At 61.8% G+C, this 25,473-nt stretch carries 19 protein-coding genes and 1 riboswitch; of the genes, 14 read left to right on the top strand and 5 right to left on the bottom strand.

All coding sequences use genetic code 11. The annotated features are described in order from the left end of the window. Positions 1-34: 34 nt before the first annotated feature. A complete protein-coding gene (locus AACH73_RS02265; RefSeq protein ID WP_272740878.1) occupies positions 35-697 on the top strand; it encodes a hemolysin III family protein in 663 nt (220 codons plus the stop codon). 51 nt (positions 698-748) lie between these two features. Then, entirely contained in the window at positions 749-2,353 is a 1,605-nt protein-coding gene (locus tag AACH73_RS02270; RefSeq protein ID WP_272740812.1) for a peptide chain release factor 3, read from the top strand. A 35-nt stretch (positions 2,354-2,388) separates the two neighbouring features. Here AACH73_RS02270 and AACH73_RS02275 read toward each other — a convergent pair whose 3' ends face one another. Then, complete coding sequence (locus tag AACH73_RS02275; RefSeq protein ID WP_272740811.1) at positions 2,389-2,808, bottom strand: Tat pathway signal protein; 420 nt, start codon at positions 2,806-2,808, stop codon at positions 2,389-2,391. Between the two features lie 268 nt (positions 2,809-3,076). Here AACH73_RS02275 and AACH73_RS02280 point away from each other — a divergent pair, with 268 nt between their 5' ends. The 5 genes from AACH73_RS02280 to AACH73_RS02300 all read left to right on the top strand — a co-directional run bounded on the left by AACH73_RS02280 (position 3,077) and on the right by AACH73_RS02300 (position 8,945). After that, positions 3,077-3,982: a response regulator gene (locus AACH73_RS02280; RefSeq protein ID WP_272740810.1), complete on the top strand. Its 906-nt coding sequence runs from the start codon at positions 3,077-3,079 to the stop codon at positions 3,980-3,982. After that, complete coding sequence (locus AACH73_RS02285; RefSeq protein ID WP_272740809.1) at positions 3,979-5,160, top strand: hypothetical protein; 1,182 nt, start codon at positions 3,979-3,981, stop codon at positions 5,158-5,160. Before AACH73_RS02280 ends, AACH73_RS02285 begins: the two co-directional genes overlap by 4 nt. 110 nt (positions 5,161-5,270) lie before the next feature. Further along, positions 5,271-6,461, top strand: a complete 1,191-nt coding sequence (locus tag AACH73_RS02290; RefSeq protein ID WP_338735286.1) for a hypothetical protein — start codon at positions 5,271-5,273, stop codon at positions 6,459-6,461. A gap of 115 nt (positions 6,462-6,576) precedes the next feature. Then, positions 6,577-6,770: riboswitch (cobalamin riboswitch) on the top strand. Between the two features lie 102 nt (positions 6,771-6,872). After that, positions 6,873-7,904 carry a DUF1852 domain-containing protein gene (locus AACH73_RS02295; RefSeq protein ID WP_272740807.1) on the top strand — a complete coding sequence of 344 codons (1,032 nt, stop codon included), beginning with the start codon at positions 6,873-6,875 and terminating at the stop codon, positions 7,902-7,904. A 12-nt stretch (positions 7,905-7,916) separates the two neighbouring features. Beyond that, positions 7,917-8,945, top strand: coding sequence for a methionine synthase (locus AACH73_RS02300; RefSeq protein WP_338735287.1), 1,029 nt, complete (start codon positions 7,917-7,919; stop codon positions 8,943-8,945). Here AACH73_RS02300 and AACH73_RS02305 read toward each other — a convergent pair. The 3 genes from AACH73_RS02305 to AACH73_RS02315 form a co-directional block, all read right to left on the bottom strand. After that, positions 8,942-10,687, bottom strand: coding sequence for an SLC13 family permease (locus tag AACH73_RS02305; RefSeq protein ID WP_338735289.1), 1,746 nt, complete (start codon positions 10,685-10,687; stop codon positions 8,942-8,944). The genes AACH73_RS02300 and AACH73_RS02305 overlap by 4 nt on opposite strands. Positions 10,688-10,760: 73 nt before the next feature. After that, positions 10,761-11,303: a molybdenum cofactor guanylyltransferase gene (locus tag AACH73_RS02310; protein WP_272740804.1), complete on the bottom strand. Its 543-nt coding sequence runs from the start codon at positions 11,301-11,303 to the stop codon at positions 10,761-10,763. A gap of 28 nt (positions 11,304-11,331) precedes the next feature. Next, complete coding sequence (locus tag AACH73_RS02315) at positions 11,332-13,488, bottom strand: glycoside hydrolase 43 family protein (protein ID WP_338735292.1); 2,157 nt, start codon at positions 13,486-13,488, stop codon at positions 11,332-11,334. 197 nt (positions 13,489-13,685) lie between these two features. Here AACH73_RS02315 and AACH73_RS02320 point away from each other — a divergent pair, with 197 nt between their 5' ends. Genes AACH73_RS02320 through AACH73_RS02335 form a run of 4 tightly spaced genes read left to right on the top strand, consistent with a single transcriptional unit; the run spans position 13,686 to position 19,342 of the window. Next, positions 13,686-14,795, top strand: a complete 1,110-nt coding sequence (locus AACH73_RS02320; protein WP_338735294.1) for an endo-1,4-beta-xylanase — start codon at positions 13,686-13,688, stop codon at positions 14,793-14,795. A gap of 9 nt (positions 14,796-14,804) precedes the next feature. Beyond that, positions 14,805-16,454 carry a glycoside hydrolase family 43 protein gene (locus AACH73_RS02325; protein ID WP_338735295.1) on the top strand — a complete coding sequence of 550 codons (1,650 nt, stop codon included), beginning with the start codon at positions 14,805-14,807 and terminating at the stop codon, positions 16,452-16,454. A 3-nt stretch (positions 16,455-16,457) separates the two neighbouring features. Then, positions 16,458-17,723 (top strand): MFS transporter, encoded by a 1,266-nt coding sequence (locus AACH73_RS02330; RefSeq protein WP_272740877.1) that lies wholly within the window; start codon positions 16,458-16,460, stop codon positions 17,721-17,723. After that, the gene (locus AACH73_RS02335) at positions 17,720-19,342 is read left to right on the top strand and encodes a glycoside hydrolase family 43 protein (RefSeq protein WP_338735296.1); all 1,623 of its coding nucleotides are present in this window, start codon (positions 17,720-17,722) and stop codon (positions 19,340-19,342) included. The genes AACH73_RS02330 and AACH73_RS02335 overlap by 4 nt, the downstream gene beginning before the upstream one ends. Here AACH73_RS02335 and AACH73_RS02340 read toward each other — a convergent pair. Further along, on the bottom strand, positions 19,323-20,288 hold the full coding sequence (locus AACH73_RS02340; protein WP_338735297.1) for a prolyl oligopeptidase family serine peptidase: 966 nt from the start codon (positions 20,286-20,288) through the stop codon (positions 19,323-19,325). The two genes, AACH73_RS02335 and AACH73_RS02340, sit on opposite strands and share 20 nt — an antisense overlap. Before the next feature lie 161 nt (positions 20,289-20,449). Between AACH73_RS02340 and AACH73_RS02345 the strand changes: the two genes are divergently transcribed. From AACH73_RS02345 to AACH73_RS02355, 3 genes are all read left to right on the top strand, one after another. After that, a complete protein-coding gene (locus AACH73_RS02345) occupies positions 20,450-21,211 on the top strand; it encodes a LytTR family DNA-binding domain-containing protein (protein WP_338735298.1) in 762 nt (253 codons plus the stop codon). Positions 21,212-21,473: 262 nt separating this feature from the next. Then, positions 21,474-24,323: a TonB-dependent receptor gene (locus tag AACH73_RS02350; protein ID WP_338735299.1), complete on the top strand. Its 2,850-nt coding sequence runs from the start codon at positions 21,474-21,476 to the stop codon at positions 24,321-24,323. A gap of 330 nt (positions 24,324-24,653) precedes the next feature. After that, positions 24,654-25,373 (top strand): FadR/GntR family transcriptional regulator, encoded by a 720-nt coding sequence (locus AACH73_RS02355; RefSeq protein ID WP_338735301.1) that lies wholly within the window; start codon positions 24,654-24,656, stop codon positions 25,371-25,373. Positions 25,374-25,473: the final 100 nt, after the last annotated feature.

Here is a 25,473-nt window from a genome sequence, read left to right on the forward strand (position 1 = left end):
TGACCCTGACCAGCCTTTGCGCGATCCTCTGCCCATGAATATTTCCCTGCCCCCTCTGCCGCACTATCCCACACGCTGGGCGCGCCACGCCGATCTGATCGTGCACGTGACGGGACTGGCCTTTGCCCTGTTCGGTGGCGGGGTGGCACTGGGGCTGGCCGTCACGCAAGGTTTGCTGGGCATGGTGGCCGCCGTGATCATCTATTCGGTGGGCATGATCGCCATGCTAGCCTTTTCGACGGCCTATAATTTCGCCAGCCCGCGTTTTCAGCCTTTTCTACGCCGCCTCGATCACGCGGGCATTTTCCTGATGATCGCCGCTAGCTATACACCCTTCACCACGCAGGCCCTAAGCGGGCCGTGGGCCTGGGGCATGACGGCTGGCGTATGGACTCTGGCCGGGCTGGGTATATTGGGCAAGCTGTTCATGCCGGGCGTGGGCAAGGGGGTGTGGGTGGCGCTCTATCTCATCCTCGGCTGGCTGGTGGTGATTGCACTCAAACCGATGATCGCCGATGTTCCGCCCGCGGCCATGATCCTGCTGGCCATTGGCGGGGTGGTTTATAGCGTCGGAGCTATCTTCTACATGATGAAGCGGCTGAAATTCCGCCGGGCCATCTGGCATGGCCACGTGATTACGGGGGCTGTCCTGCACTGGTGCGCGGTGCTCGTCGGCGTGGTATTGGTCGGGCATTGACGGCGGGTTCGGGGCCTTTACATTTTACCCCCAAAGCCTTATCCGCACCGCATGTCTAATACCCCCGCCACCGAAGCGCCCCGCCGCCGTACCTTCGCTATTATCTCGCACCCGGACGCCGGTAAGACGACCCTGACCGAGCACCTGCTGCTGGCCGGTGGGTCGATCCGCGCCGCCGGTCAGGTCCGGGCGCGCGGCGAAAACCGCCGCACCCGTTCCGACTGGATGAAGATCGAAAAGGAACGCGGCATTTCGGTGTCGTCCTCGGTGATGACCTTTGAGCACGATGGCAAGGTGTTCAACCTGCTCGATACGCCTGGCCACGAAGACTTTTCGGAAGACACCTATCGCACTCTGACCGCCGCCGACGCCGCCATCATGGTGCTCGACGCCGCCAAGGGTATCGAGCCGCAAACGCTCAAACTGTTTGAAGTGTGCCGCCTGCGCGATATCCCCATCATCACCTTCATCAACAAGATGGACCGTGAGGCTGAGGACTCGCTGGCCCTGCTGGACGAGGTGGCGTCGAAGCTTCAACTCGATCCGTCGCCGCTCTACTGGCCGGCGGGATCGGGTAACCGTTTCCGCGGGATGCTGGAGCTGAAGACCGGCCTGTTTTACCCCTTCACCCGCCGCGAGTCGGGTTCGGAATACGATCAGGGCCACGAAGCCCCGGCCCCGCTGGATCAGGCCGTGACCAAGGGCTGGCTTGACCAAGGCGAACTCGACGAACTGCGCGATACGGCCGAATTGCTGGAGGGCGGTTTCAAGGCGTTTGAGGTCGAGAGCTTCCTCGAAGGCCATATGACGCCGGTCATCTTCGGCTCGGCGCTGCGCCATTACGGCGTCAATCAGTTGCTTCAGGCGATTGGCGACTTCGCCCCGGCCCCCAAGACAGTGGCGGCATCGAAGGCCGGGACCGACACCGCGGTCGATCCGACCGACAAGGAAGTCACCGGCTTCGTGTTCAAGGTGCAGGCCAATATGGACCCCAACCACCGTGACCGTATCGCCATGCTCAAGCTGACCTCGGGCAAGTTCCAGCGTGGCATGAAGCTCAAGGTGCAGAATACGGGTAAACAACTGAGCGTCAATGCGCCGATCATGTTCTTTGCCTCGGACCGCGAACTGGCCGAAGACGCCTTTGGCGGCGATGTCATAGGCATCCCAAATCATGGCGTGCTGCGTGTCGGTGACTCTTTGTCGGAAAGCGGCACAGTGCGCTTTCAGGGCCTGCCCAACTTCGCGCCGGAAATCCTCCAGCGCGTGCGCGTCAAAGACCCGCTGAAGGCCAAACACCTTAAAAAAGCGCTGGAATCGCTGGCCGAAGAGGGGGTGACCCAGTTGTTCCGTCCGTCCATCGGTTCAGACTTTATCGTCGGTGCCGTGGGTCAGCTTCAGTTCGAAGTCATGGCCGACCGTCTGGCCAACGAATACGGGCTGGATGTGATCTTTGAGCCCTCACCCTATGCCGAAGCGCGCTGGCTGGGCGGGGATGCGGCCAAGATCGAGGACTTTGCCGGCAAGCACCGCTCAGCCATGGGCACGGATATCGACGAGTTTCCGGTGTTTCTGGGCAAGTCGGCCTGGGAGATCGGCTATGTCGCCGAACGCTATCCCGACGTGAAATTCCTGCGCACCAAGGAGCGGGGGTAACAAGCGCTGCCCCTGATATCAGGGGCAGGCTGTTTTTACGCCAGAACCACGCTGCCCAGCAGTACCCTGACGCCCTTTTGTTTAATAATGGCGTCGGTGGCCGTCTGAAGCTCTCGGGTCATATAGTCGAGATCGACCACAGACGAGGCCGTCAGCCCCATGGCGTAGGCTTGCAGGCGGGCCACATAGGCGTCGCGCAGGCGCGGAACCGACCTGCTCAGCATTTCGGCCAGCTTTTCGTTCTTGTTGGTGTCGAGGCCCACCTCGACCGTCAGCGTACCGTGCTTGCCGCCACGCGCCTTCGTGAAGACGGTCAGCAACGGCATCTGCACAAAATCGGCCCCGCCGCCCTTCTTCTTGGGGGCACCGCTGGCGAGCGCCTGCGAAGCCGCGCCGCCCACCGCCATCAGGGTCAGGCCGGACAATTGCCATCTTAAAAGGTCACGTCTGTTCATGGTCACAGACTAGCACAACAGGGTTTACAAGCGGTTTCCAGCTGCGCTTAATTTCAATTAACCATAGTATTTTCAATTGGTTAAAGTCTGGGTTAAGGATTGTGCTCTAGGCTCGCCTCGCATGTTGATATCAAGGTTCGTGGAAATGGTCCTCGGTATGCCTTTCGAGACGATCTCATGTCGCGGATGCAGATGAGATCGTTTCGTGCCTTCAACGGCCGGGAGGCGATCAACCTCTCCGTCCATGGTATTATATGGTACCCTTATCATGTCTGAAGCCTCTGCGTTGTTGCGCAATGTCAATCTGTCCGGCACGACGGTTCTGATCGTTGAAGATAATGATGGCCTGAGGCGGATGATCGTTGAGGTCTTGCGGTCCTCTGGCTTTCACCAAACGGTGCAGGCGCGCGATGCCGAAGAAGCGATTGAGCTTCTGGGGGCCTATAATCCCGACCTGATGATCCTGGACTGGAACCTGCCAGGCCTGTCGGGCATTGAACTGACTCTGTTGCTGCGTCAGGCGGCGGTGCATGATGATCTCCGTTTCCCCAATCCGCGCATCCCCGTCCTGATGCTGACCGGTCGTCAGCGTTCGCGCGACGTAGCCGAAGCCCGCAATGCCGGTGTCGATGAGTTTGTGATTAAGCCGTTCTCGACCCGCAGCCTGTTGCGGGGCGTGACCTCGGCCCTGTGTCATCCGCGTCCATTTATCGTTTCCATGCGCTATGTAGGGCCGTGCCGCCGCCGTCGGCGCGATGCCGACTATCGGGGATTGATGCGCCGTGTCGATGACATAGAAGCGGCGGCTGACCGCCACTCGCGTATCCTGTTCCAGCAGGGGCTGTCGGTAGAACTTGAGGCCTTGCATGCCCTGATGGCGGCGCGTGGCGGCCTGCATAAGGAGACGCTTGATTATCTGATTGAACGCACGACCGAGGCCGAAACGCAGGCGGTAAAATATCGCCATAAACTTCTGGCCGAAGCTACACGTTCTTTAAAGGAATATGTGGCATTTTTCGGAAATGAGACCGAACCGGACGTGCTCGACGTGCATCTGGGTTCCATTCGTCGGCTCAATGACTTGCGCAATGAAGAGATGCCGGAGGCTGTGGCCATCATCCGTCAGCTTGAGGCGCTGGTTAGGAATCGCAAGAGGAAGAGACTATCGGCATGACGGCTGTGGCGACCTACCAACAGACCCGGGGGGCGTTTCAGGCGCGTTCGGACAAGGGCAAGCCCGCTACGCGCGATGTACGCAATCTGGCCAATCTGGGGGATACGGCTTCCACCAGCCGCGTTCTCAATCTGGCGGCCATCGGTCTCGTCATGTCCAATGAAAAAGACTATATCGCAAGGCCCTTTTTCCGAGACAAGCAGCTTAACCGCGCCATCTTGATCAAGCACACCCTGCGGGCCAATGAGCGCGATCTGTTCAGCCGAACGCGCCGTACGGCCACCAAGGTCATTATGCCCTTCGACGCCACCGACCTGCGCCTGGGCGGACGCTCGGTGATGGTCAATCAGGTGGGGTTTGAAGCCTTCTGCCGTACGCAGTTCGGCATTGGCGACGTCAATTCCCATATCGACGTACAGATTTTGCGCCTGCTCGACGCCCTGCCGTCGCTCGATCCGTTTCTTGTGCGTGAGCACCTGTCGCGCCACGGCTTCAAGCCCGGCACCTGCTATCTCAATATTTCCGCCAATGACATCCAGCGGATGATCGGCTTTGCCAATGCCGAGATCGAGCAACTGGTGCGCACGGCCTTTGGCCATGCCATGATCGGGGGGGCCAGTATCAAGCTGGCGGGCAAGATCTTGTCGAACGAATTGGATCAGGAACTGTCACCTTTGCGTATGACCCTGCGCATGTCCGAAGAAGAGTTTTCCGAGGGTATTTTTTCGTGGCGCGGCTTTCTCTATTTCAAATGGCGACACGAAGAACTGCAAAACGAGATGCGCCGCGTCATTCAGGGGTTGGGGTCCTATCAGCCGGTTGGGGCCGTCGACGATCAGGTGCGCGATTATCTGCGCGAGGTGCGTCCGCGTCTGGGGCGGCGTATCGCCAAGGCGGTTAATGAGGTGGCCCGCACCATCGGCATCTATGACCGCGCCTATCACGCCCTGACCCAGGGGCAGAACCCCGGTCCCTTCCGGCAATTCCTGCTTCAAGGTCCGAAACTGTTTTTCGAGCTGGGCGAAACCATCGGCATATTGGGGCACATCGCGTCCTTCTGGAGCTATCGCATGACGTCGAGCTTCGCCACCCACCGCCTGACGGCGCTGGAATATGCCGACGTGCTGATGGACTTTGACGACAGCCTGATGATTCTGGGGCCTGACGACGAGGATTAACCCTCTTCATTCACGCCCTGTTGGAACCTGTCTTCTAGGGTCTGGGATACGCCTCGTCCCCAGTTGCCCCCAGGATAGTCATGGTTTCAACGGCCCGCCGAAATTACAAGATGACCCGTGGCCCCGATCAGCCGAGCCGCGTCATCCGCGAATACCGTAATCTGGCCAATCTGGGGCAAACCGCGGCCTCGACGCGGGTGCTCAACCTGTCGCGGGTGTACCGCCTGCATCACAAGGATGAGGACTATGGGGAAAACCCCTTCTTTCAGTCCTCGCTGCTCAACCGCTGCATCATTCTCAAACATACCCTGCGGCTGAATGAGCGGCACTTCTATCACGGCACCCGCCGTACTGTGACCAAGATCATCCTGCCCTACGACCATTTCGATCTGCGTCTGGGGGCATCGAGCATCTTCATCAACCAGATCGGCTTCGAGCAACTGGCAAAGGAATATCTGTCCATCGGCGATTACGACAAGAATCCGGACATCAAGATTCTGCGTCGTCTGGATCAGTTGCCGTCGCTTGACCCGTTTCTGATCCGCGAAACCCTGGCGCGCCATGGCCATCGTCCGGCGGGCATCTATCTGCGTCTGTCGCCGGCCGATCTGTCGCGCATGATGCAATTCACCTCGGGCGAAATCGAGCGGCTGGTCAATACGGCGCTGGGCGATCACTATGCCGGGGCCTCAATGAAGCTCGGCAACAAGATACTATCCGATCAACTCGACCGCGAACTGTGGCCGCTGAAGGATACCTTCCGGATGTCCGACTCGGAATTTGCCGAGGGGATCTTCGCCTGGCGTGGTTTTCTCTACTATAAATGGCGTTATCTGGACCTTCAGGACAAGCTACGCGAAGTCCTCTCCGGCATCGGCAGCTATCAGCCGTTCGGCGTCAGCGACGACCGCGTCAAGGACTATATCACCCATGCTCGCATCCGGCTGGCGCGCGGCATGGCACGGGCGCTGAACCACGCCTATGATGTGCTGAACGTCTATGACACGGCCTATTCCGATCTGGTCAGCCATAACAAGCCGGGACCCTTTAAACGTTTTCTGCTCAATGGGTCGGGTCTGTTTACCGAGCTGGGGGAAATCATCGGCACGCTCGATCATATTTCGTCCTTCTGGAGCTTCCGCATGAGCCGCGCCCTTTACACGGGGAAGCCGATGAAGCCCGTGGAGTACGCCGATGTGCTGATGGATTTTGAAAGCGGGCTAAACTACCTGTTCGAAGACGGGCCCAGCTTCAACACGACCACGTCGGGCTACCTGCGGGCCAGCGCCCCGGCGGGTTAAAAAGAGATACAGGGAAGAGAAGGCGAAGGGGTGACCCCCGCCTTTTTTCTTTGGATAAAATATAATCATATAAAGATATGTTTATATGATTATTGACTCTTGCGGCGGGGGCGCGTAGGTTTGGATCGTCAGCGGTTCCGCCTGTCCTGTGGCACGCGGCTAAAAGGGAAGCCGGTCCAAAGCCGGCGCTGCCCCCGCAACTGTAGGCGGTGAGCGTCGATCCGGAAGACCATTGGGGTGCGCCCTGAGAAGGTGGGTCCACGCGTTGATCCGCAAGCCAGGAGACCTGCCACTGACCTTATATGTCATCCCGGGCGGAGGGCCACGGGCATGTGTCTTCTGATCCTGCGGCCCGTCGCGGGACCGCGGACCCGTGCCCATAGCGCTCCCCCGACAGCCAAGGGGCCCCCCGTGTCACACACCCGACCGCCTGTCGCCACCCGCCATCCGTCGCCTGTCACGCCACAGACGGAGTTCGACTTCGCCATCAAAAGTCTGCGTTTTGATGAAGACTATACCCCCGCCGAAACGACGCGGCTGACGACCAATTTTGCCAATCTGGCCCGAGGGGCCAACCGCCGCGAAAACCTGCGCAATGCCCTGAGAATGATCGACGCTCGCTTCAACGCGATGGCGCACTGGGACAATCCGCAGGGGGATCGCTATGCGGTCGAACTCGACATCATCTCTGTTGAGCTGACGCTGGGGGGACAGGGAAAGCGGGAGGCCTTTCCCTTACTGGAAATCCTGAGAACCCATATCTTGGACCGCACAACCGGCACCCGCACAGAGGGCATTGTGGGCAATAACCTGTCCTCTTACGTGCGCGATTACGACTTTAGCGTTTTACTGCTGGCGCACAACCAGGATCAGCCGACCTTCAGCACGCCGGCGGACTATGGCGTCCTGCACGGTAAGCTCTTTAAGAGCTTCCTCAATTCACCGGCCTATAAGGCGCATTTTCACAAACCACCTGTCATCTGTCTGAGCGTGTCCCATACCCGCACCTATCGACGGACGGACAATCATCACCCGGTGCTGGGTGTTGAATACCGGCAGGATGACTATTCCCTGACCGATCAGTATTTCGCCAGAATGGGGTTGCGGGTCCGCTATTTCCTGCCGCCGAACAGCGTGGCCCCGCTGGCCTTCTATTTCACTGGTGACCTGCTTTCGGACTACAGCCCTCTGGAGCTGATCAGCACCATCAGCACGATGGACACCTTTCAGAAGATATATCGGCCCGAAATCTACAATGCCAATTCCGTGGCCGGCGCCGTCTATCGACCTAGTCTGAAGCACCGGGACTACTCCCTGACTCAGGTCGTCTATGACCGCGAAGAACGCAGCCGTCTGGCGGTCGAACAGGGACGCTTTGCCGAGGCCCATTTCATCACCCCCTACCGCACCCTGCTTGAGCAGTGGTCCGCCCGCTACGCCTGAGAGGTAATTCCGATGACGCTCCTTCTTCCCCCTTCTACCGCCGGCAGCCTGCCGAAACCGTCGTGGCTGGCGCAGCCGCAGACCCTGTGGTCGCCGTGGAAACTGCAAGGCGACGCCCTGATAGAGGGCAAGCGCGATGCCCTACGCCTGGCGCTGGACGATCAGCTTCAGGCCGGTATCGAGATCGTCAGCGATGGCGAGCAGACCCGCCAACATTTCGTCACCACCTTTATCGAGCACCTCGACGGGGTCGATTTTGAAAAACGCGAAACGGTCCGGATTCGCGACCGCTATGACGCCAGTGTGCCGACAGTGGTGGGAGCGGTCTCTCGCCCACACCCGGTCTTTGTCGAAGACGCCCGGTTCCTGCGCCAGCAGACGAAGCAACCGATCAAGTGGGCGCTGCCGGGGCCGATGACCATGGTCGATACCCTGTTTGATACCCACTATAAGAGCCGCGAAAAACTGGCATGGGCGTTCGCTGAGATACTCAATCAGGAGGCCAGAGAGCTGGAGGCCGCCGGCGTTGATATCATCCAGTTCGATGAACCCGCCTTCAATGTCTTCTTTGATGAGGTCAATGACTGGGGCGTGGCGGTGCTCGAAAAGGCCGCCGAGGGCTTAAGGTGCGAGACGGCGGTGCACATCTGCTACGGCTATGGCATCAAAGCCAATACCGAGTGGAAAAAGACGCTGGGCTCGCAGTGGCGGCAGTATGAAGAGGCCTTCCCAAAACTGCAAACCTCCAGCCTCGATATCATCTCGCTGGAATGTCACAATTCGCGTGTGCCAATGGACCTGATCGAGTTGATTCGCGGCAAGAAGGTGATGGTCGGAGCGATTGACGTAGCGAGCTCTGTTATTGAGACGCCTGAAGAGGTGGCCGGGACGCTGCGCAAGGCCCTGCAATTTGTCGATGCCGACAAGCTCTATCCCTGTACCAATTGCGGCATGGCCCCTTTGTCGCGGGAGGTCGCTATGGCCAAGCTGCGGGCGCTGGGCGCCGGGGCGGCTATCGTGCGCAGGGAGCTTTTGGGTTAACCGAAGCGCACGTTCAGCACGACGGCGGTGGTGGCCACGACCAGCACCGCCAGCAGCGCGCCCGCCCGTGCATAGTCGGTGAAGCGATAGCCGCCCGGTGCCATGACAAGCAGGTTGTTCTGATGGCCGATGGGCGTCAGGAAGTCCGAGGAGGTGCCGACCAGCACCGCCAGCAGCAGAGCGTCGGGCGGCACGTCGAGGATCTGCGCCAGTTGAATGGCCAGCGGACCCATGATCAGGGCCGTAGCCACATTATTGAGCAGGATGGTCAGAAACAGGGTGAGGCCGCAGACCGCCGCGATGCAGACGATCAGCGGCGAGCCCTGAAGCCCGCCCGCCAGTGCATCGGCGACCATTTTCGCCGCGCCTGAGCTTTCAAAGCTCTGTCCCACCGGGATCATGGCCGCCAAAAGGACGATGACGCTCCAGTCGATGGACTTATAGATTTCCGGGGCAGGGATCAGGCGCAGGGCCGCCATCGCCGCGGCCGCCGCCAGAAAGGTCAGGGCGGGGGACACGTCGAACAGCACGGTCACGACGATGGCCAGCACGAAGATGCCGACCGTCTGGATCGCCGCGCGGATATTGACGGGTGCGGTGTCGGCGCGGTCGATTTCCAGCAGGCGTTGCTGCGTACCGAAGCGTGCAATATCGGCGGCCTGCCCACGGATAAACAACTGATCGCCGCCTTGCAGAATAATCCCCCCCAGCGGCTGTTTCAGGCGGGCGGCGCGTGGGCCGCCGGCCGTGACATTCAGCGCACCGCCGCTGCGGTGGGTTATCGCATCGTAACGTTCGCCGATGATAGGGGAGCCGTGCGCCACGACCATGTGCGCCGTCACCTCATGCTCGGCCGGCAGGGGCGCGGCGGTTTTGACCTCCAGACTGTCGGCCACGTCGCCCGGCATGTAGCGCGACAAAAGGAGTATCTTGTCGCCGCGCTTGAGACGCCCTTCCTGCGGCCAGTCCAGGATCTTGTCGCGGCGGATAAGGCGCAGGAGGCGCGTGCGGCTGGTGTGCAACTGCTTCGATAGGGCGTGGCGGCTAAGTTCGACGGCGTGGGTGAGGGTCAGTTCAAACACCTTCCACGGGGCGGCGTGGCCCTCCATCGTGCCGCGGCGCGGCGGCAGCAGCCGCCACCCGATGACGGCCAGATAGACGATGCCGACCACGGCCACGGCGATGCCGACTGGTGCCATGGCAAAGAAGCCGAATCCCTGCCCCAGCCGCTCTTCGCGCACCGACGACAGGATCATATTGGCCGGGGTACCGATCAGGGTGATCATGCCGCCCATAATGGTGGCAAAGGCAAGCGGCATCAGGATGGTGCCGACCGCCTTCTTGTTTTGACGCGCGATTTCGGCCCCCAGCGGCATGACGATGACCAGCGCCGCGATATTGTTCATGAAGGCCGACAATAGCGCACCTACGGCCATCAGCATGGCCATTTGCAGGCTGTAGGTCGCCTTACCGAACATGATGTAGCGCGCCAGCCTGGCCGCCACGCCGCTGAGTTCCAGCGTGCGACCTACGATCAGGACGGCGGCCACCGCCACCACGGCGGGGTCGCCGAAGCCGCTTAAGGCGTCATCGGGCTTGACGACCCCGGTGATCAGTCCGGTCAACAAGGCCAGCACGGCGATCAGGTCGTGGCGCACCCGTTCGGTGACGAACAGCACGAGGGCCCCGGCTAGAATCAGCGCGCTGATGAGGGCGGGGGAAACAAGGGGGCTTAAGTCCATCCAGCGGAGGTCCGGTCGAAGGCAGGCCCTTCTACTGCCGGTAACACCCGTAAAGGCGCGATAGGGATTATGCTCAGCCGTCGGGTTTGAGCGACGCGAGGTCCTGGGGCGTGTTGAGGTTGCGCAACTTCAGTCCCGCCGGGGTCGGAATTTCGACGCAGCCCACCTGATGCAGAAGGGCGCGTATCGACGGCGCGCCTCGCGCAGAAAGGCAGGCCTCGGCTATCGCGAGGATAGCGGGCGTCAGTCTGAGGGCGAAGGGCAGAGGCTCACCTTCGAAACAGGCCCCGATGCCGGGCTGTGCCGCCAGTCGGCGCAGGGCGTCGGGTGACAGTTGCGGCATATCGACGGGCACACACAGGACCTGATTGGAATACAGGCGGGCCTGTCGCAGGGCGGCCACCACCCCGCCCGCCGGACCGCTGCCGGGTGTCGGGTCGGCCAGTCCGCCGGGCAGGTCGGGCCGCCCGCTGTAGAGGATGCGGTCTGCCCCCGCTGCCGTGAGGGTGTGGGCGGCGATCTCCAGCCACGTCCGGCCGTCGAAGATCAGGCCCGCCTTGTCCACGCCCATGCGCCGCGATTTCCCCCCGCAAAGAACAATACCGGCAAGGGACATGTGGCCTGATCTCCAAAAGGATTTCGTGTTACTTTACCTCTTCCCACACCAGCACCGTGCCGTCCTTGCGGTCGGGATCGGCACCGGGCCAGTCGGCGGCGTAGGGCTCACCGGTACGCACGTCAAGGCCGAGATAGCGGTGCGTGCGCAGCGACATCAGCATGAACTGTTTGCGCAGCATGTCCTGCCACTGGAACAGGCTGTCTGGCGTTTCCGTTTTCATCAGCCGCACGTCCGACGACAGGCCAAGCCCGACAACGGTCAGGAAGCCGCTGCCATCCATGGCCTCCAGCGCCACGCGCCCCTGCCCGCGATCGTGGACGCGGAAGCGGACGCCGGGTCCGGCGGCCTCTTTCGAGCCGTTGGCCGCAAAATGCAGCATACCGTGCGGATTGGCCCACATCGGCTGATCATTGGCGAAGTTGCGGATGGTCACGACCTTGCCCGCCGGAATGTTCTGCGAGCGGTCGGCCAGAGGCTCATCGACGCGGAAATCGTCGAAATCCGCCTGCCCGCCCGTCATCCCCTTTTCGTTGAAGGCGAACAGGGCGTAGCGCACACCCTGAAAGGTGCGCAACTGATAGGCGGTGCGCACGTCGCCGCCGATCGGGGTGAAGGTCTTGCCGTCGGTGGAATAGCTGAACTGCGACAGCTCCGTGTCGTAATTGCCGCTGACGCGCAACTGCACGCGCGGTCCCGGCAGGGGCGCCTCAATGGTTTTGTTGGTCAACTGATCATAGAAGCGCAGGCGATAGGCCTGACCGTCACGCACTACACCCAGCCAGTAGTAGGGGATGTTGAGCAGGCTCAGACCGGCCAAATCGCCGTCCTTCAGCCCTTTGGCATCCAGCGTCGTCGTTGCCGTCGATTCCGGCCCGATCACGCGCTGGGTCAAGCTGTTGCGGGCCAGCAGGAAGTGGGGGGCGGGTAGGCTGTGCAGACGCAGATAGCCGCGCCGCTCTGACAACGACCATTTGCGGTCGTCCGGCACGTGGTTCCACTGCCAGATCGCTTGCGGCTTCGGGCCAGAGAAGTCGTCATTTCGCTGATAGGTCGGCGTCGGGGCGACTGTGGCCCCTGTGGCGGGTTTCAGCCAGGTGCGCGGGCTGCGCCCCAGATTGCCGGGCAGGCCGAAATAGGGCCAGCCGTCCTGCCAGGTGACGGGCGACAGGAAGGTGGTGCGCCCCATCGACTTCACATCCATCATTGAAAAGCCCCACCAGTCGCCATTGGGCAGTTCGACCAGCCCGCCCTGATGCAGGGGATCGGCGCCGAAGGCATTGCCGCTCGGCGGGGGCGGCGAAACGCTGATTTTGTCGCCGGGGGCAGGCAGGTTGCGCCCGACGCCCTGGGTGCGCCAGCCGAACTGTGTGCCCATGGTCTCCCGTGCGCTGATCGTCACCGTTTCATAGGGGCCGAACGGGCTGTCTGAGCGCGCCGCCTGCATACGTCCGACCGGCGCATAGTTGGCACTGATGATGTAGTATTTGCCTTTGATCTTGTAGAAATGGTGGCCTTCGCCCATGGCATTGCCCGCCGGGATGATGACCCGTTCGCTGCCTTCGACCACGCCGCTCAGATCGGGTTTCAACTCGACCAGTCGCACTTCGTCATAGCTGTAGACGGCGTAGATCTTGCCATCGTCGTCGAACAGCACCGACAGGTCGTGAATCTTGCTGTCGAGCGACTTATGCATCCACGGCCCGGCGGGATTGGTCGCCGTGAACACCTGTATCCCGTAACCGTTGATATTGGAGAAGATGTAGAAGGTGCCGTTGTGATAGCGCAGGGCGGGAGCCCAGATGCCGGCACCGTAGGCGTCCCTGCCGCCTTCGAGGCGGTATTCCGGCCCCATCTGCAGACGGTCCAGTGCGTAGCCGAGCAGCCGCCAGTTCACCAGATCCTTCGAATGAAGCACCGGCAGGGCCGGCATGGTGTGCATGGTGGTGCCGGTCATATAGTAGTCGTCGCCGACGCGGATAATATCAGGATCGGAAAATTCGTCGTTAAACAACGGGTTGGTAAAAGTGCCATTGCCGTTGTCCGGCGTCCATGTGGTGGCCGCCGTCGTCTTTGGCAGGGTCTGGGCGGGTGGGGTTTGTGCCAGGGCGGGCAGGGCGAGAAGGGCGAGGCCGGCCATCAGCGCGGTAGGCACCCGGCGGGCAGACAAGGGGCGGGCGGGCATGAGCGTTTCCTGTTATCTGTGTTTTGGCGCACTATAATAGTCTGAGTTATCCGGTCAATCGCGCTTTGCTGGACAAGGATCGCGGGGGTTTTGGGTGCGGCGTCAGCGAAATGTGAAGCGTCATGCCGATTGACAGGCGCGACGGAACCGTGATTTGTTAGCGTTAACATAAAAACAAGCTTCGTGCAGGGACACAAATGCCTAATCCACTTCCGACACGCCGCCACGTGCTGGCGGGTCTGAGCGCTGCCGCCCTTCCGGCGATAGTCTCCCCTACCGCCTTTGCCGCCACCGGCCCGTCGCTGCGGGCTCTGGCCGCCGAAAAGGGAATCCTGTTCGGTTCGGCCCTGAGCGCCCGCATCAGTGAGGCCCCGTATCTCGATATCCTCAAGGCGGAGTGCGGCCTGATCGTGCCGGAGAACGAGCTGAAGGTCTATGTCATCTCGTCTCAGCCGGACCGCTTCAACTTCGCACCGGGCGACGCCATCGCCAGCTTTGCGCGCGACAACGGTATGAAGATGCGGGGCCACACCCTTTTGTGGAACAAGGTCGAGTTCATGCCGAAGTGGCTGCTCGATATCGACTTTGGGTCAAACCCGGCGCGCGAGGCCGAACGCTATCTGCGCGACTATATCAAGCGGGTGTGCACCCACTATGGTGATCAAATCATCTCGTGGGATGTGGTCAACGAAACCATCGACCCCAAGACCGGCGAAATCCGCGACACGCCCTTCACCAAGGCGCTGGGTTTTGACTGTATCCGCATCGCCTTTGAGGCGGCGCGCGAATATGCCCCGAAGGCGCAACTGGTCTATAACGACTATATGTCTTGGGAGCGTGGCAACGAGACGCACCGCAAGGGTGTGCTCAAGCTGCTGGAAACCCTGCGGGCGAAGAATGTCCCGGTCGATGGCTTCGGCATCCAGAGCCATATCGGCAATGATGGCCACATCAAGGAGGCGCAGTACGAACAGTGGCGCGCCTTTATCGACGCCGCGGTGGGCATGAATTACAAGCTACTGATCACCGAATTCGACGTCAATGACAAGGACCTGCCGACCGACACGGTGGCGCGTGACGCCGGGGTGGCCGCAGCGGCGAAGGACTATCTTGACCTGATGTTCTCTTACAAGCAACTGGATCAGTTCCTGTGCTGGGGCATGAGCGATAACCATAGCTGGCTTCAGGGCTGGACGCCGCGCACCGACAAGACGCCGCAGCGCCCGACCCCCTATGACGCCCAGTACCGCCCCAAGCCCCTGCGCGACGCCATTGCCGCTGCGCTTAAGGCCGCCCCGAAAAGATAGGAGACCGACATGCGATATCTGCCTGCCCTCTCCGCCGCCCTGTCTGTGGGCCTGTCCTTACCGGCTCTGGCAGAGCCGGCGCGCTTTGAGAGATTCACCTATGAGGGCCGCTCTCAGGAGCAGGCGAAGGCGGGGCCGGGGGAATATCTCAACCCCATCCTGTCGGGCTATTATCCCGACCCGTCGGTGACGCGCGTCGGAGACGACTACTACCTCGTCAATTCGTCCTTCACGCACTTTCCGGGTCTGCCCATCTTCCATTCCAAAGACCTGATCCACTGGACGCAGATCGCCAATGCCATCAGCCGCCCGGAACAACTCGATTTCGACGGGCTGAAGGTGTCGCGCGGGGTCTTCGCGCCGGATATTTCCTATCACGACGGCCTGTTCTACATCGTCAACACCTGCGTGGATTGCAAAGGCAATTTCGTTATCACGGCCAAAGACCCGGCGGGTCCGTGGTCGGACCCGGTGTGGTTCGATTTCGAAGGCATCGACCCCTCGATCTTCTGGGATGAGGACGGTAAGGCCTATATCGTCAACAACGGCGCGCCGAACGAGACGCCGCGCTATGACGGCCACCGCGCCATCTGGGTGCAGGAATTCGACTATAAGGCGCTGAAACTGGTCGGTGAGCGCACGCAGATCGTAAATGGCGGCGTCGATATTTCCAAAAAGCCCATCTGGGTCGAAGGGCCGCATATTCTGCGCAAGGACGGTTTCTACTACCTGACGGCGGCCGAAGGCGGTACGGGCGATCAGCATTCGCAGGTGGTACTGCGCGCCAAAAGCGTGCGCGGACCGTTTGTCCCCTACGACAAAAACCCGATCCTCAGCCAGCGCACGCTGGACCCGGCGCGCAAAAACCCCGTGACCTCCGCCGGTCATGCCAAGCTGGTGCAGACCCAGACGGGCGAATGGTGGGCGACCTTCCTCGCCACGCGGCCCTATGGTCCGGACCTGTACAATATCGGGCGCGAAACCTTCCTCTTGCCCGTGACGTGGAAGGACGGCTGGCCGGTCATTCTGGAAGACGGCAAGGCCATTCCCTTTACGGGGAAAAAGCCCAACCTGCCGACGCAGCCCGCCCCGGCTCAGCCGGTCAATGGCGATTTCGGCTTTAGCGAAGAGTTTGACGGCAAGAGCCTGCCCCTGTCCTGGATCGGGGTGCGCACGCCGCGCACGCCCGTCTATCGACTGGACAAGGGGGCATTGGTGCTCAATTCTGGGGCGGCGCTCGGCGACCTGAAAGGGACGCCGGCCTTCATCGCCCACCGTCAGCAGCACCACGTGGCCACCGTCTCCACCACCCTCCGCTATAGCCCGGAAAAAGACGGCGACCGTGCCGGACTGGCGGCGCTGCAAAACGATGACGCCTGGCTGTTCTTCGGCCTGACGCGCATAGACGGCAAGCCGCAGATCGCTCTTTATGCCCGCGAAAACACCGCTGCAGACAAGCTGATCGCTGCGGCTCCGCTGACGGCGCGCGATGTCACCCTCACTCTGCGCTTTGACGGCGGGCGTCTGGCGGCGGACTATACGGCGGATGGTCAGACCCGCACCCTTAGCCGCGACGTCGATATCACCTTCCTGTCTACGCGCAAGGCGGGTGGCTTTGTCGGCACCCTGATCGGCCCTTATGCCTATGAGGCGAAGTAGGTGATGCTCAAACGGGTCGGGCATCTGCGCTGGTGGATCATCGCTTTGGTGATGCTGGGCACCATTATCAATTACCTGACGCGCAGCACGCTGAGCGTCGCCGCCCCTACCCTGACGCAGGAACTGAGCCTGACGCCGCAGCAATACAGTTACATCACCAGTGCCTTTCAACTGGGCATCATGATGCAGCCGGTTGCGGGCTACATACTCGACCTGATCCGCTTGCGCATCGGCTTTGCCCTGTTTGCCACGGCGTGGGGGATTATCACCATCGCCCACAGCCTCGCCGGTACTTGGCAGGGACTGGCCATGCTGCGCGGGCTTTTAGGCTTTGCCGAAGGGGTGGCGCACCCGGGCGGCCTGAAGGTCGTCGCCGAATGGTTCCCGGCGAAGGAACGCGGTCTGGCGGGCGGTATCTATAACATAGGGGCGTCGTTCGGCTCGATGCTGGCCCCGCCTCTAGTGGTGTGGGCCATCCTCTATTATGACTGGCGCGCCGCCTTTGTGATTACCGGCGTCATCGCTCTGGTCTGGGTCGTCCTGTGGCTCCTCTTCTATCAGTCGCCGGACAGGCATAAGGCCATTTCGGACGGCGAGCGCACCTATATCCGCGACGGTCAGGAGCGCCATCTGGAGGCCACGGCGGCGCGCCCGTCACCACTGAAAATTCTGGGGCAGCGCAACTTCTGGGGCATTGCCCTGCCGCGCTTTCTGGCCGACCCGACCTGGGGGACGCTGACCTTCTGGATGCCGCTCTATCTTTCGACGGCGCGCGGCTTTGATCTGAAAGAGATTGCCCTGTTTGCCTGGTTGCCGTTTGTCTTTGCCGATATCGGCTGCCTGTTCGGCCCGGCGGTGGTGCTGTGGCTGCAAAAGCGCGGCATCAGCCTGATCGACGCGCGCCGATGGGTGTTCACGTTGGGCGCGGTGCTTATGACCGGCATCATGTTTGTCGGCTGGGTCAAAAGTCCCTTCGTCGCCATCGGCTTGCTGTGTCTGGGGGCTTTCGCGCACCAGACCCTGTCGGTGACGGTGATCACCCTGTCCTCGGACCTGTTCCGCAAGAACGAGGTGGGCACGGTGACCGGCATGGCCGGGACCTTCGCCAATCTTGGGGTCTTGCTGTTCTCCCTGGCCATCGGCGCGCTGGTCAGCACGATCGGCTATGAGCCCTTCTTTGTGATACTGGGTCTGCTCGACCTGATCGCCGCGGTGGTGCTGTGGACGCTGGTCCGCGCCCCGAAAAGTACGCCGGAGCCTGCAACGTGATCCGTAATCCCATCCTGCCGGGCTTCAATCCGGACCCGTCCATCGTGCGCGTGGGCGACGACTACTACATCGCCACCTCGACCTTTGAATGGTATCCGGGCGTGCAGATCCACCATTCGCGTGACCTGATTCACTGGCGGCTGATCACCCGGCCTTTGCGCCGCCCGGCGCAGCTCGACATGCGTGGCGCGCCCGATAGTTGCGGTGTCTGGGCCCCGTGTCTGACCTACGATAACGGCCTGTTCTACCTCATCTATACCGATGTGAAGCGCTATGGCCGCACCACAGTCGGCGGGGCAAGCGGTGCGTCCTTGCGCGACTTCCACAACTATCTGGTCACCTGTCCCACGATCGACGGCGAATGGTCCGACCCCATCTATCTCAACAGCAGCGGCTTCGATCCGTCGCTGTTCCACGACGATGATGGGCGCAAATATCTGATCAATATGCTGTGGGATCATCGGCCGGGCCACGTGCGGTTCGCCGGTATCGTCCTGCAGGAATACGACCCCGCTGCGCAGCGCCTGATCGGTGAGCGTCAGGTGATTTTCGAGAGCACGTCGCTCGGCATGGCCGAAGGGCCGCACCTTTATAAGCGCGACGGCTGGTACTATCTGATCACGGCGGAGGGCGGTACGGGCTGGAACCACGCGGTGACTATGGCCCGGTCGCGGACCCTCGCCGGGCCCTATGAGTTGCACCCCGAAACGCATATTCTCTCCAGCCGCCTGCGCCCGGACAGCCCGCTTCAGCGCGCCGGTCATGGTGATCTGGTCGAAGCGCGCGACGGCACGCCGCTGCTGGTCTATCTGTGCGGGCGGCCCCTGCCCAATCGCGGGCGTTGTGTGCTGGGGCGCGAAACGGCCATCCAGCCGATGCGCTGGGACGAAGCCGGCTGGCTGCGCACGCTGGACGGGCAGGGCCTGCCCCTGCTGATCGCCGAAAGCCCGGAGCCGGTCGGTGAGGTCTTTGAGCCTACCCCTGTCGATTTCAATGGCCCGGATCTGCCCATAGACTTCCAGTGGCTGCGCTCACCCTATCCCGAAAAGCTGTTCAGCCTCAGTGACCGCCCGGGCCATCTGCGGCTCTATGGACGCGAAACCCTGGGTAGCCTGTTTGAGCAGGCGCTGGTGGCGCGCCGTCAGCAAGCCTTCTGCTATACGGTGGAAACCGTGCTCGACTATCAGCCGCGCCATTATCAGCAGGCGGCGGGGCTGGTCTGCTACTATAATGGCAGCAAGTATCACTATCTGCACGTCACCCAAGATGAACAAGTCGGGCGGCACGTGCGGGTCATGTCGGCCCTGCCGGAGTCCACCACGAGTGACGCTTTCAGCGCCCTCTATCCCGTCGCCGATGGTCCGATCCATCTGCGCGCCGAGGTCGATTATGAGCGCCTGCGCTTTGCCTTTCGGCTGGCGGCGGACGCTGACTGGACGTGGATCGAGGGGCATTTCGACGCCAGCATCCTGTCGGACGAGGCCACGGTGCCGGGGGCGCCTAACTTTACCGGCGCCTTTGTCGGCATGGCCTGTCAGGATACGTCGGGCGAAGGCTTGCCCGCCGATTTTGCGACTTTCGATTATCGCGAGCGCGACTTTATCGCAGAGATTGGCTGAAAAAGCGCACCACCTCGGCATTAAAGGCGTCGTGGAAGGCCGCGCGATCAAAGCCCGCCCGGCTTTTGCAGATGTGCGGGGCCAGATTGACGTCCACGCACGGGGCAAGGAAATCGAAGTGCCCGGCATTGGGGACTGCGTGAAATTCCGGCGGTTGCGGCAGGGCCTGACGCACCGCGTCGGCATAGTCGGGCGCGGGCAGAATCTCATCGGCATCGGCGCGCCACAATTGCACGGGCAGGCGCAGGTCTTTCAGGCCTTCGGCAAAGGTAAAACCGAGTGCCGGAGCCGCCACCACAAGCGCCTTGATGCGCGTATCGGCGGGCATTGCAGGCGCGGGAACGGCGGTGGTCGGGCGCGGATGGCTGGCGATCATCTGGCAATCGAAATAGGACGGATGCGCCTGACAATGCGAGATCAGGCGCGCAAAGTCCGGACGCCCGCCGGCAGCCGCCAGAACCGTGAACCCGCCCGCTGAGAAGCCGAAGGCCCCGATGCGCTGCGGGTCGATGACGCCACGCTCCGGTGCCTCGTTCAGCATATAGGTGATGAGCTGGCTGAGCGCCTTCGGGCGCTCCTCGATCCGGGTGGCGCGACTATTGTCCCGCCAGTTGTCGCCCGGGTGGGTGAGGGCCGCTACGACGAAGCCCGCTTTCGCCAGGGCCACCGCCGTATCGACATGGCCTGAAAAGCTGCCGCCGGTGCCGTGCGACATGACGATCAGCGGATGCGCGCCGGGCAGGGGCGCGGCATTGGCCACGACAGCGTGGCTGTACAGCCCCAGCCTTTGCCGGACAGACGTGCCGCTGGCAGGAAACCATATGCCGACCTCGACGCCCTCAGCCGTGACGGTCTTGCGGAACCCGACCTGTGGGGTGTCCGCGTGGGCAACCACGCCAAGGGCGGCGAGCAAAATAAAGAGAGCGAATAAAAGGCGACAGCGCATGAGAAACCTCCGTTTGACCCGTCCGCTTTAACCGCCATGCACAGCGCGTAAAGGCGTCATTCGCCAATGGGCAAACGGGTACGTGGTCCGGCGACTGGGCACTCTGGCGGTGGGTGGCACAGGCCGCTATAGTGTGGCAAACCGCTATCCTCTGAGCCCTGATGCTGCCTTCGCTTTCCACCCGCCTGATGCGCCTGAGCCGTAACCCCGTCGCACAGTGGGCGGCCGTGGCCACGGTCGCCGGTCTGATACTGGGGGCGCTGGGACCCTTCGGCAGCTATCTGAATACCGGACTCGACAAGCGCATCGCCTATTGGGTGGTGTCGATGCTGGTGGGCGCGGCGCTGTTCGGGGGCACCCTGTGGGCGGTCAGGCGCCTCGTCCCCGGCGGCGGAACGAAAAGCCTCAGTCTGCTGGCCGTCGCTTTTGGGCTTGTCAGTTTGTTTCAGGCCTTTCTGACCCGCACGGCGGCCTTCTGGCTGTGGCCGGAGCTGCACCGCTTCGACCTGTCGCCGGTCCTGTGGTACGGCCAGACCCTGCTGATCGGCGGGCTGATGGTTGCTGTGGTGTGGGGGCTTCAGCGCCGCGCGGCCTCGCGCTCCATCCCCGCAGGCTCGGAACCGCCCGCCACCCTGCCGAAGGATGTGCTGGCCCTTCAGATGGAAGACCACTATGTGCGCGTCCATACGCCCACGGGCGCACAACTGATGCTGATGCCCCTGCATCAGGCGATCGCCCAACTTGAGATCGAAGGGCTGCGGACGCACCGGTCCTGGTGGGTCGCGCGTCATGCGGTCAGGTCTATTGAGGGTACGCCGCGCGCCATGCGCCTGCACCTGGGCAACGGCCTCACCGCCCCGGTTGCCCGCTCGGCCGTGGTGCATCTGCGTCAGGCCGGCTGGCTTGCGCCGCAGGCCGACTAAAGAGCAGGTCCTCCGGCACGTCCTATCCTCCCGCACTGATCCCGCGCGCCCTAAGAGGACGCGTGCGCACTTTCCCCGCAAATACAAGGCGCTTTCTCCGCCTGTGTCCAAAATCACGCAGCCGCGTCGATTATCCCCATCACTGACTTGACTTAAAAAGAGCATATATATATTACATATAATATGGGCGGGCGGCGTATTCGGCGACTCCGCGCTTTGACAGAGCCGCGACGTGTGCGGGCAAAATTGGAAAGGGAGAGAGATGCGTAAGGAGTTTCTAAGAGGTGCCAGTATTGCGGTCGTCGCCGCAGCCTTATCGTCGGTCATGCTGCCGGGTATCGTCTATGCGCAGACAGAGCAGCCGGAGGCCGACGATGCGACGCTTGTCGTCGTCAAGGGGATCCGCGGAAGTCTCAGTGCCGCCGCACGCAACAAGCGTCAGTCGATTGTCGGCCTAGACTCGATCACCTCGGAAGATCTGGGCAAGTTTCCGGACGCCAACGTCGCCGAATCGCTTCAGCGCATCCCCGGCGTGTCCATCGACCGCAGCCTGGGCGAAGGCTCCAGCGTCACGGTGCGCGGCTTCGGTCCGCAATTCAACAATGTGCTGCTCAATGGCCGCAGCCTGGCCAATGATGGCGGTGGTCGCGGCTTCGGCTTTGACAATATCGCCGCCGAACTGATCAGCGGCGCCGATGTGTACAAGACCTCGCGCGCCTCGGTACCTGAAGGCGGTATCGGTTCGACGATCGACCTGAAAACCCCGCGCCCGCTGGATATCGGCGTGACCAAGGGGGTGTTCAGCGTCAAGGCGCACAACGAAACCCTGAGCGGCAAAACCACCCCCAGTGCCTTTGCGCTCTACAGCACCACCTTTGCCGACGGCAAGATGGGGCTGATGGTGTCCGCCTCCTATCAGTTGCGCGATGCCCGCGAAGATTCTTTCAGCGTCAGCGGCTATGTGCCCAATGCCAGCATCGGTACGCAGGCCGGTCAGACCAACGGCTATGGACCGAACCTTAACCCCAATGTGCGGCTGTTCGACAATGTGCGCTTCCCGCGCAACTATAACCTCAATCTGAGCGAACAGCGTCAGGAACGTACCGGCCTGACCGCCACCTATCAGTACCGTCCCAACGATCAGCTTACCTTTACGCTCGATGCGCTCTACAGCCACTATGACATTGAGCGCACCGTGGCGACCGGGGCCTTCTACTTCCTTGAAAATCAGGTGCGTACCGCCGCGATCGACTCCAACCGCGTCGTCGTCGAACAGACGGAAAACGGTCAGTGGGACATGGTCATGCAGGCCTATCCGCGCAACTCGGATACCAAGGCGCTGGGTCTGAACATGCAGTGGAAGCCGACGGACAAGCTGACCGTGGTCGGTGATCTGTCAAAGTCCGAAGCCGGCAATACCGGTGGCTCGGGCTCCTACTACATCGTCGTGGGTATCCCGACCAATGTCAGCTGGAAACAGCCTGCAGACGGCAGCCTGCCGCAGCTTCAGGTGCTGGGCAACAGCATCAGCGACCCGTCCAACGCCCGCGCCCACTATGCGACGCGCGGCGGCGGCAACACCTCTACCGAGGTCACCGAAGGCAAGCTCGATGCCACCTATGAAGTGAACAAGGGGATATTCGACTCCTTCCTGGTCGGTGCGGCCTTTAACAAGACGCGCAAGGAAAACGAGTCGTTCGGTATCGGCGATGCCTACTGCACCTATTGCGGCTACCCGGTGGTTCTGCCGCAGCGTTTCCTGAAGCCGCTGGATCTGGGTGGCGATTTCCTGGGCGGTGGTCTGGGGCCCAATGCGCCGCTGAAATTCTTCTCCTTCGATGGTCTGGCCCTGCTCGACTATCTGGCGTCGCCGGAAGCGCTGGCGCAGCTTGATGTCTATTACGGACGCGCCCCCGGTTCGGTGGCGGCGCAACTGGCGGCCAATGGCGGCTATAATCTGAAGCGTCAGCCCAGCTCTTACTGGGTCGAGGAAAACACCGCCTCAGCCTATGTCGAAGCCAATTTCCGCGGCGATCTGGGGGATATGCCGTGGTCGCTGAACCTGGGTGGCCGCTATGTCCGCACCGAAGTCAAGGCGGCAGGCTCCGACCGTCAGCTCGTGGACGTGCGCTGGATTTCCGAAGGTAACCAGACGCCCGTCTATGCCAGCGCCACGCCGGTCGAGCGCACCGTAGAGGCCAAGTACAGCAAGTTCCTGCCCAGCCTGAACTTCAAGCTGAACCTGACGCCGCAGTTGCTGGCCCGCTTCGGCGCGTCCAAGACCCTGACCCGCCCGAGCCCCGGCGACATGCGTCCGAACACCACGATCGACGATGCGCGTCAGGGCAATATGCTGGCCAGCGGCGGCAACCCGGCCCTCAAGCCGTACCTGTCGAAGAACCTCGATCTGTCGCTTGAATGGTATCCGAAGAAGAACCTTAATGTCGCCGTGGCCGCCTTCAAGAAGGACGTGTCCGACTTTATCGACTACGGCTCTGTGGCTGAGCGCTTCACTATCACCAACGCCCAGCGTCTGGATACGACCAGCGTCATCGACGGTAAAACCCACCTCGCCGATCCGGCCTTCACCGCGACCACGGCCACCTTCCTGACCCGTCGTCCCCGCAACCTCGCCAATACTGAGGCCAAGGGTATCGAGCTGGCGGCGACCTACAGCTTCGACTTCCTGCCCGGCTGGTGGAGCGGTTTCGGTGTGACGGCGAACGCGACCTTCGTGGACAGCAATGCCAAGGTGTCCAATGCTTCGGAGGTCACGGGACGTACCTTTGCCCTGCCGGGGCTGGGCAACTCCTATAACGTGGTCGGCTTCTATGAAAAGGGCCCGATCTCCGTCCGCCTCGCTTACAACAACCGCGAACGCTTCCTCTCCAGCCTCAGCGGCGACGGCTCCGGTGGTCCGGTCTTCACGCAGGACTACAAGCAGATCGACATGCGCGCCTCCTACGCGCTTAACGAGCGCATGGACGTCTTCTTCGAAGGGACCAACGTCACCAAGGAACACCTTATCCAGAAGGGCTTCTATAATAACGAACTGCTCGGCGATAATCTCGACGGTGCGTTCTATAACCTTGGCTTCCGTATGACGTTCTAAAAAACAGGCCCGGTCCGCAAGCGCCCCCGCGGCTTTCGGACCGGTCTGTCTCCCCCGCAGGGCGGTCAAGATCGGGTTTCCTTTACAGCGCATGACGGTCCGGGCACGAGTCCCTTCGTCCTCCCACGGAACGTTATGTCTCTCGCGGCGTCTGCGACAGGCGCCGCGCTTTTTTTTGCTCAGGAGGGGTTTTCGCAGTCCCGGGTCCCGTTCGGGCTAAGCCGCAGGCGCGGGAAATTCCCGAATTTGGCATTCCTATCGCGCGCGAGGTCTGATACCACTCGCCACATAAGCTGCCACCGGAAAAGGCAGAATGGATAGGCGCGACAGATGCGAGCACGACTGACCCCCACCAACCTGACACAATCCATCGTCCAGGAACTGGGGGTGGAAATCGTTACGGGCAAGTACCGCAATCAGGTCTTCCCCAAGGAGGTCGAGTTGTCCGAGCGTTTCAACGCGGCCCGGACGGTGACGCGCGAAGCCGTCAAGATGCTGACCTCCAAGGGTCTGTTGTCGGCCCGTCCGCGTCAGGGCACGCGTGTCGAACCCGAAGACCACTGGAACCTGCTCGATCCGGAGGTGCTGCGCTGGCTGCTGGAGCGGAATTTCTCGCTCGAACTGCTGATCGAATTTACAGAAATCCGTCTCAGCGTCGAACCGGGCGCGGCGGCGCTGGCGGCGAGGGTGGCCACGGGCGAGCAAAGGGCGGCGATCAATAACGCCATCAAACGTATGTTCGCCGCGGAAAAAGGCGAAGACGACACCCTGACCTCAGATATTGATTTCCACGTGGCCGTCCTTCAGGCCAGCGGCAACCGCTTCTATCGTCAGATGCGGGAGCTGATTGAAACCGCCCTGCGCTTCAGTATCCGCAAGACCAACGACTTCAAGGGCGTGCGTCTGGCCAGTGTCGTCGATCACAAACGGGTGGCCGATGCCATCCTTTCCGGAGACAGCGCCGAGGCCGAGAGTCGTATGCGTGACCTCATTCAGGGGGCGCTCGACCTCATGCTGAAGGTTCAGGCCGAGCAGGCCACGTCGCGGTAAGGGCGGCGTTTCTCTCTTTTCCTGTCTCATTCTTCCGACCACGCGGCGCAGGCTGACGCGGCTCGCCCCTGTGTGTCCGGCACCGCTGAGGGTTCAGGCC

The sequence above is a fragment of the Asticcacaulis sp. DW145 genome, assembly GCF_037101385.1.
Classification (GTDB): Bacteria; Pseudomonadota; Alphaproteobacteria; order Caulobacterales; family Caulobacteraceae; genus Asticcacaulis; species Asticcacaulis currens.

What these genes read in the sequence shown, in the direction of transcription:
- AACH73_RS02265 (WP_272740878.1), top strand. Translation starts at nt 35, where the DNA reads ATGAATATTTCCCTGCCCCCTCTGCCGCACTATCCCACACGCTGGGCG.
- AACH73_RS02270 (WP_272740812.1), top strand. Translation starts at nt 749, where the DNA reads ATGTCTAATACCCCCGCCACCGAAGCGCCCCGCCGCCGTACCTTCGCT.
- AACH73_RS02275 (WP_272740811.1), bottom strand. Translation starts at nt 2,808, where the DNA reads ATGAACAGACGTGACCTTTTAAGATGGCAATTGTCCGGCCTGACCCTG.
- AACH73_RS02280 (WP_272740810.1), top strand. Translation starts at nt 3,077, where the DNA reads ATGTCTGAAGCCTCTGCGTTGTTGCGCAATGTCAATCTGTCCGGCACG.
- AACH73_RS02285 (WP_272740809.1), top strand. Translation starts at nt 3,979, where the DNA reads ATGACGGCTGTGGCGACCTACCAACAGACCCGGGGGGCGTTTCAGGCG.
- AACH73_RS02290 (WP_338735286.1), top strand. Translation starts at nt 5,271, where the DNA reads ATGACCCGTGGCCCCGATCAGCCGAGCCGCGTCATCCGCGAATACCGT.
- AACH73_RS02300 (WP_338735287.1), top strand. Translation starts at nt 7,917, where the DNA reads ATGACGCTCCTTCTTCCCCCTTCTACCGCCGGCAGCCTGCCGAAACCG.
- AACH73_RS02305 (WP_338735289.1), bottom strand. Translation starts at nt 10,687, where the DNA reads ATGGACTTAAGCCCCCTTGTTTCCCCCGCCCTCATCAGCGCGCTGATT.
- AACH73_RS02310 (WP_272740804.1), bottom strand. Translation starts at nt 11,303, where the DNA reads ATGTCCCTTGCCGGTATTGTTCTTTGCGGGGGGAAATCGCGGCGCATG.
- AACH73_RS02315 (WP_338735292.1), bottom strand. Translation starts at nt 13,488, where the DNA reads ATGCCCGCCCGCCCCTTGTCTGCCCGCCGGGTGCCTACCGCGCTGATG.
- AACH73_RS02320 (WP_338735294.1), top strand. Translation starts at nt 13,686, where the DNA reads ATGCCTAATCCACTTCCGACACGCCGCCACGTGCTGGCGGGTCTGAGC.
- AACH73_RS02325 (WP_338735295.1), top strand. Translation starts at nt 14,805, where the DNA reads ATGCGATATCTGCCTGCCCTCTCCGCCGCCCTGTCTGTGGGCCTGTCC.
- AACH73_RS02330 (WP_272740877.1), top strand. Translation starts at nt 16,458, where the DNA reads ATGCTCAAACGGGTCGGGCATCTGCGCTGGTGGATCATCGCTTTGGTG.
- AACH73_RS02340 (WP_338735297.1), bottom strand. Translation starts at nt 20,288, where the DNA reads ATGCGCTGTCGCCTTTTATTCGCTCTCTTTATTTTGCTCGCCGCCCTT.
- AACH73_RS02345 (WP_338735298.1), top strand. Translation starts at nt 20,450, where the DNA reads ATGCTGCCTTCGCTTTCCACCCGCCTGATGCGCCTGAGCCGTAACCCC.
- AACH73_RS02350 (WP_338735299.1), top strand. Translation starts at nt 21,474, where the DNA reads ATGCGTAAGGAGTTTCTAAGAGGTGCCAGTATTGCGGTCGTCGCCGCA.
- AACH73_RS02355 (WP_338735301.1), top strand. Translation starts at nt 24,654, where the DNA reads ATGCGAGCACGACTGACCCCCACCAACCTGACACAATCCATCGTCCAG.